Raw genomic sequence first — 5,419 nt, forward strand, 5'->3', positions numbered from 1 at the left:
TATCATTATTCGTATGAGGCACGGTGATACACAACGTGATCCTCTCATCAATAGGTTGGCTGATTGCAGCAGTGTAAGGCAAAGCAATAAATGCTGGATTCACATGAGTAGGATCCTGCACGGCACCATCATGATGGCTGAAGATCCTGATCCAACGACTGACAAGGTTGGCATTAATACTATGTTGCAGTGCGACCGAAGCGATCGAGGTATTAGGATTTTTACAGGCATTGACAATACTGAGTTTGAATTCTTTGCTGTATGTTCTGCGTTTTTTAGCAACAGGAGGTGTTGCTGAATATATATCCATGTTCATGGATTAAGTCCCCACTTGTTTTTAGGTGGGAACTAAATTAAGGCTTATAGGATCGCTTGGTAAGGCTGTGTTAGCCGGATGCTTACCACTTACTACTCACTTGCCTTGTACCATTTTATGGCATTAAATGGCCTTAACAAGATTGAGAGGTGTTAAATGTCTAAGCTAATAAAAAAGAGAGTTCAATATTCTGTGGATGAGGCTATTTCTGAATCAGCAGAGTACATTATTAAAAAAGTTGGGCTAACCCCTGCATCTGTTTTTAGTATGGTCATGGCTGAAATAGCCAAAACAGGTCGAATCCCTGTAAGCAATCAAATAAGTGATGATGATTTTAATACAGCACAGCTCATAGCTCTTAGCCATAATATCCCAAGTGTAAAAGTATCTAATACAAAATCTGCTCAAGCATTTTTAAACGATGATGGTGGGTACTAATGGCACAGGATTTGTATTGGGCTTATGTTGGTTTGACAGATATAGTAGATGGCAAAACTCGCCCTGTTTTATATATTCGACAAACAAAAAAAGACTACATCGTATTCCGTTTAAGTAGTCAATATGACAATAAATCTGATTTTATTAAACGTAAATATATTGAAATTATAGATTGGGAATCGGTTGGACTAAGTAAAAAATCATGGATTGATACCGTACAGACATATCAGTTGCCAATTGATAAAACAAAATTAACTTACATTGGTAAACTTTCTAAAAATGACTATGAGCGATTAATTAATCATCTTAAAGAACAATAACTGTTTGTCCAATTAGCCGAATAATATCTGTCCAAGTTAGCACAAAATTTAATGATCATTAAATAAGAATTTGCACTTGGATCGCAGAATCCATAAATTGGCTGCAATCATCCAGGAACGTAGTGTTTCCACTGAAATATCGAATCCATGAATGGTAGTGAGCTTTTCATGAGCCAAGGTAGATCCAAATCCCAGCAGATGTTCAGAAATAATGGAAAGACATTTTGATTTTAATAAATCATCATGGCGACGATGGCCAGGTTGACCACGACTGGCATGCGCCATACCTGAAACACCATCTTGATTGAGCTTCTATAATAACCAGGTAATTTGACGGGTTGAAAGATTAAGGATTTCAGCAGCACGGACTTGGGTAATACGATGATCTCGAACGTCTTGCAGAACAGCAAGACGTTGAATTTCTTTGTCAGACATAGTGATCAGCATCTATATTTCATATCCAGTCCATGATGTTTAAGCCATCATAAACTAGACATTTTTATTGGTGAGAATATAGACATTTTGAATGGGTTCTAACATGCCAATTGCGTATAATATAGATTATGTTAAATTAAGTACATAGTACTTTAAGTTCATAACTCTCTGTGTTTATAGATAAACAATATATAAAACAATGACTTATTAAAAAAATAATTCTAGGCTAATTTTATTTAAGTCTATATAGTGTTTACTTCATTTAGTTCTTCAATTGTGTAATGTTCTTCTTAAAGACAATCAAACTCTCAAAAAAGCATTCAACTCAAAATCGAATTGTTGTGCTGTTCAATGCTTCGACTACAACGGCATGTCTTTATCCATTACTCTATTCTTTATCTGTTTTGAGATTTCAAAGTGTAGCTACCCAACAATCAGATATGCTGTTAGCGGCAGTGTAAAAATGACCCCCTAATGGCATTTAAAAACTGACCCCCTTGGTTAATATAGCGGTCATTTTGGACTGCTCAACATGTTAACTTTGGAGCAAGCAGTGACAATCCAAATACTTCATCAACAAGGTAAATCTATTAAAGCCATTAGTCGTGAACTGGGGGTGTCCAGAAATACCGTACGTAAATATTTACGGCAAAACACCACACCTCAGTATCAGCGTATACAGCCTAGAATAAGTATCCTTGACCCATATAAACCCTATTTACTCCAACGTGTAAACGCAGCTCATCCTGAATGGATTCCTGCTGTTGTGCTCTACCAGGAAATTTTAGGGTTGGGATATCCAGGAAAGATCAGGATCTTGAGGGAATATCTTGCAACATTAAAACCAGTTGCTCAACCGGAACCGATCATTCGTTTTGAAACCCAACCTGGCCAACAAATGCAGGTAGATTTCACGACAATTCGACGCAACAACACGACTTTAAAAGCCTTTGTCGCAACATTAGGGTATTCCAGAGCGACTTTCGTGAAATTTTATGATCATGAACGTACGGATGCATGGATCGATGGTCTAGAAAATGCATTTCAGTTTTTTGCAGGAGTACCTCAAGAAATCCTGTTTGATAACGCTAAAACGATCATGATTGAACGGGATGCCTATCAGGAGGGGCAGCATAAATGGAATCCCAAACTGCTCGACTGCGCCAAGAAATACAGCTTTCGTCCTCGCGTATGTAAGCCCTACCGTGCACAGACCAAAGGCAAAGTTGAACGCTTTAATGGATACCTCAAATCAAGCTTTATTGTGCCATTGAAAGCAAGCCTGAAGACTTCGGGTTTACTGTTAGATGTTGATGTCGCCAATGCCCACATTGGCCGGTGGCTGCATGAAACCGCCAATCAGCGGATTCATGCCACCACGCAAGAAAAACCGGCTGTTCGACTGCAACAGGAGCAGCAAAAATTTACGCCATTACCGCAATCAGATACAGGTTCTAGCACTGTACCTGTTGCAGCAGCACAGCATGTCATGCCCTACGAGAGTTTGCAGCATCCCTTATCGGTATATGACCAGTTGCTGGGAGTTTCCTGATGAATCTGCAATACGACCGTATAGAGCAACTTTGCCAAAAGCTCAATCTGCCTGCCATCGCATCACAATGGTCACATCATGCACAACAAACATTAGGTCAAGATGGAAGTTATGCCGACTTTGTTGAAGCTATCTTGACGCATGAATATGCTGCCAGGCAACAGCGCAGCCAGCAGGTCCTGATGAAACTCTCAGGCCTGCCTCAAGTGAAAACGCTGGAAGGTTACGATTTTAATTATGCACTGGGTGCTCCCAAATCACAGGTGGTCGAGTTGTTCAACCTGAGCTTTATTGCTAGAGCAGAAAATGTGGTGTTTCTCGGGGCTAGCGGTGTAGGGAAAACGCACTTATCTATGGCATTAGGCTATAAGGCCATCATGAACAATGTCAAAACCAAGTTTATTACCGCCGCCGATCTCACGCTGCAACTGAGTACAGCCTATCAGCAAGGTAAATTGAAAACCTATATGCAACGTGCGGTACTGGGACCAAAGTTACTGATTATCGATGAAATTGGTTATTTACCGTTTGGACGTGAAGAAGCGAATCTGTTCTTTAACGTGATTGCCAAGCGTTATGAAAAAGGCAGTACGATATTGACGAGTAACTTACCCTTTAGCCAATGGTCTAAGTCGTTTGCGGATGATGTTACGTTGACCGCTGCGATGTTAGATCGGTTGCTGCATCACTGTCATGTGGTACAAATATCGGGTGAGAGTTATCGTTTGAAGGATAAAAAAAGAATTGGGATTCAGCCCCAGGTTGAAATTTAATACGAGATCAAAGGGGTCAATTTTAGAATGCCGTTGACAATGCTCGCACTTAAATTTTGGTATGAATTCTGGTTCCAGAAATTGAACCGTACCGGGTTTGTCGGAGACTTTTTTATTTAAGTTAGGCCACCTGACCTAACGGGTTAATCTTATCATAGTACATTGCTTCAAACTCAAAAGGCGATACATAACCCAGTGCACTGTGTACACGCTTTTTATTGAACCAATCTACCCTGTTTAGTGTCGCAAGTTGTACATCTGCTAAACCTTGCCAATCTGCTTTTAAATATTCAATCACCTCTGTTTTGTATAAGCCATTCACCGTTTCAGCCAGAGCATTATCGTATGAATCACCAGTTGTACCGACTGATGCTCGTAAATTTGCAGCTTCTAAACGATTGGTATAGCGAATAGAAAGATATTGCACACCTCTGTCGGAATGATGAATCACATTCTTTGGCATGCCTCGATCATGCAATGCTTGCTCTAATGCATCGAGCACCATATCTGTATTCATTCGTGTAGATACTTTCCAGCCAACAATTGCTCGTGAGAACACATCAATAATAAAGGCGGTATAGACCCAGCCTGAATTTGTTTGAATATACGTAAAGTCACTGACCCACAGTTGGTCAGGATGATCAGCAGTAAAATTACGTTTCACTAAATCATCTGCTCGTTTTTGGTCATCTCGGCTACGGGTGGTTTGTTTGTTCTTACCTCGCCAAACACCTTGTATACCTAGCTTTTTCATTAATCGAGCAACAGTACAGCGTGCAATAATATAGCCTTCACGTTTCAGTTTTTGCCAGACTTTACGTACACCATACCGACCTGAACTTTCCTTCCAAATTCGTTTAATCTCCTCAGCATGATGCAAGTCATGTAAATCTCGCTTTGCTCGATGTTCTGGATTTTCGCAGAGATCTAGAGTCCGGTAATAGGTTGAAGCTGCGATCGGTAAAATCCTACAAATCGCATCAACACCATATAAGTCTTTATTGTTATGGATGAAATCCACCATTATTTGTGTGGGCGGTCGAGCTCCGCCTTGGCGAAAAAAGCGGCTGCTTTGCGTAGAATTTCATTGGCACGCTTTAATTCTTTAATTTCACGTTCCATTTGCTTCATTTTTTCTTGGTCAGATATCTGTTGTACTTTAATAGGATTTTGCTGATCTAAATGCTTTTGATGCCAGGCACGAAGTGTTTCAGGAGTACAACCAATCTTAGGCGCAATTGCTGTGATTGCAGCCCAATTCGATGGATAATCTTTCTCGGATTCAATCAATAATTGAACCGCTCTTTCTCTGATTTCAGGGGTATATTTTAATTTTGTCATCGGGATAGTCTCTCAGAATATTGACTCTCCGACAAACCCGGTACGGTTCATTCAGTTCTTTGGACAATTCCCTTTTAGATCAATAATAGAGACTAATATCAATTATCTTATACATGGTAAGTTGACAAAAATAACTAATCATGCGAAAAAGTTTTTTTAGTTAACAGATGTTCACCCATGCCTCGAATTGTTTCTGTACCACTTAGTTTAGAACAGCGAGAACGACTCATTTTTCTGGCCAAGC

Annotated in this window: 6 protein-coding genes, 2 pseudogenes and 1 other annotated feature; of the genes and pseudogenes, 5 read left to right on the forward strand and 3 right to left on the reverse strand. The window is 39.9% G+C overall.

Annotation, left to right across the window (positions count from 1 at the left end; all coding sequences use genetic code 11):
• Positions 1 to 316, reverse strand: a 316-nt coding sequence (locus tag FTU37_RS16230) for a transposase (RefSeq protein ID WP_180022990.1), incomplete at its 3' end; no start/stop codon positions are given.
• Between the two features lie 156 nt (positions 317 to 472).
• On the opposite strand from FTU37_RS16230, the gene FTU37_RS16235 reads away from it, so the two are divergent.
• Positions 473 to 754: a type II toxin-antitoxin system RelB/DinJ family antitoxin gene (locus tag FTU37_RS16235; RefSeq protein ID WP_127800960.1), complete on the forward strand. Its 282-nt coding sequence runs from the start codon at positions 473 to 475 to the stop codon at positions 752 to 754.
• A complete protein-coding gene (locus tag FTU37_RS16240; RefSeq protein WP_127800962.1) occupies positions 754 to 1,074 on the forward strand; it encodes a hypothetical protein in 321 nt (106 codons plus the stop codon). The genes FTU37_RS16235 and FTU37_RS16240 overlap by 1 nt, the downstream gene beginning before the upstream one ends.
• Before the next feature lie 75 nt (positions 1,075 to 1,149).
• On the opposite strand, the pseudogene FTU37_RS16245 reads toward FTU37_RS16240, so the two are convergent.
• A pseudogene (locus FTU37_RS16245) lies at positions 1,150 to 1,521 on the reverse strand (ISNCY family transposase); the annotation flags it as partial.
• Between the two features lie 520 nt (positions 1,522 to 2,041).
• Between FTU37_RS16245 and istA the strand changes: the two are divergent.
• Both istA and istB read left to right on the forward strand, forming a co-directional pair.
• Positions 2,042 to 3,061: an IS21-like element ISAba8 family transposase gene (istA, locus tag FTU37_RS16250; RefSeq protein WP_159153814.1), complete on the forward strand. Its 1,020-nt coding sequence runs from the start codon at positions 2,042 to 2,044 to the stop codon at positions 3,059 to 3,061.
• Entirely contained in the window at positions 3,061 to 3,834 is a 774-nt protein-coding gene (istB, locus tag FTU37_RS16255) for an IS21-like element ISAba8 family helper ATPase IstB (RefSeq protein WP_159153815.1), read from the forward strand. Before istA ends, istB begins: the two co-directional genes overlap by 1 nt.
• Before the next feature lie 121 nt (positions 3,835 to 3,955).
• Here istB and FTU37_RS16260 read toward each other — a convergent pair.
• A protein-coding gene (locus tag FTU37_RS16260; protein ID WP_159153816.1) for an IS3 family transposase occupies positions 3,956 to 5,175 on the reverse strand; the annotation gives its coding sequence in 2 pieces (ribosomal slippage) (positions 3,956 to 4,899 and positions 4,899 to 5,175; 1,221 coding nt in all).
• Positions 4,784 to 4,900, reverse strand: a sequence feature (AL1L pseudoknot). It overlaps the preceding gene by 117 nt.
• Positions 5,176 to 5,352: 177 nt before the next feature.
• Here FTU37_RS16260 and FTU37_RS16805 point away from each other — a divergent pair.
• Positions 5,353 to 5,419 (forward strand): annotated as a pseudogene (locus tag FTU37_RS16805) (helix-turn-helix domain-containing protein); the annotation flags it as partial.

The organism is Acinetobacter sp. YH12097 (assembly GCF_013419225.1).
In the GTDB taxonomy this organism is placed as follows: domain Bacteria; phylum Pseudomonadota; class Gammaproteobacteria; order Pseudomonadales; family Moraxellaceae; genus Acinetobacter; species Acinetobacter amyesii.

What these genes read in the sequence shown, in the direction of transcription:
- istA (WP_159153814.1), top strand. Translation starts at nt 2,042, where the DNA reads ATGTTAACTTTGGAGCAAGCAGTGACAATCCAAATACTTCATCAACAA.
- FTU37_RS16235 (WP_127800960.1), top strand. Translation starts at nt 473, where the DNA reads ATGTCTAAGCTAATAAAAAAGAGAGTTCAATATTCTGTGGATGAGGCT.
- istB (WP_159153815.1), top strand. Translation starts at nt 3,061, where the DNA reads ATGAATCTGCAATACGACCGTATAGAGCAACTTTGCCAAAAGCTCAAT.
- FTU37_RS16240 (WP_127800962.1), top strand. Translation starts at nt 754, where the DNA reads ATGGCACAGGATTTGTATTGGGCTTATGTTGGTTTGACAGATATAGTA.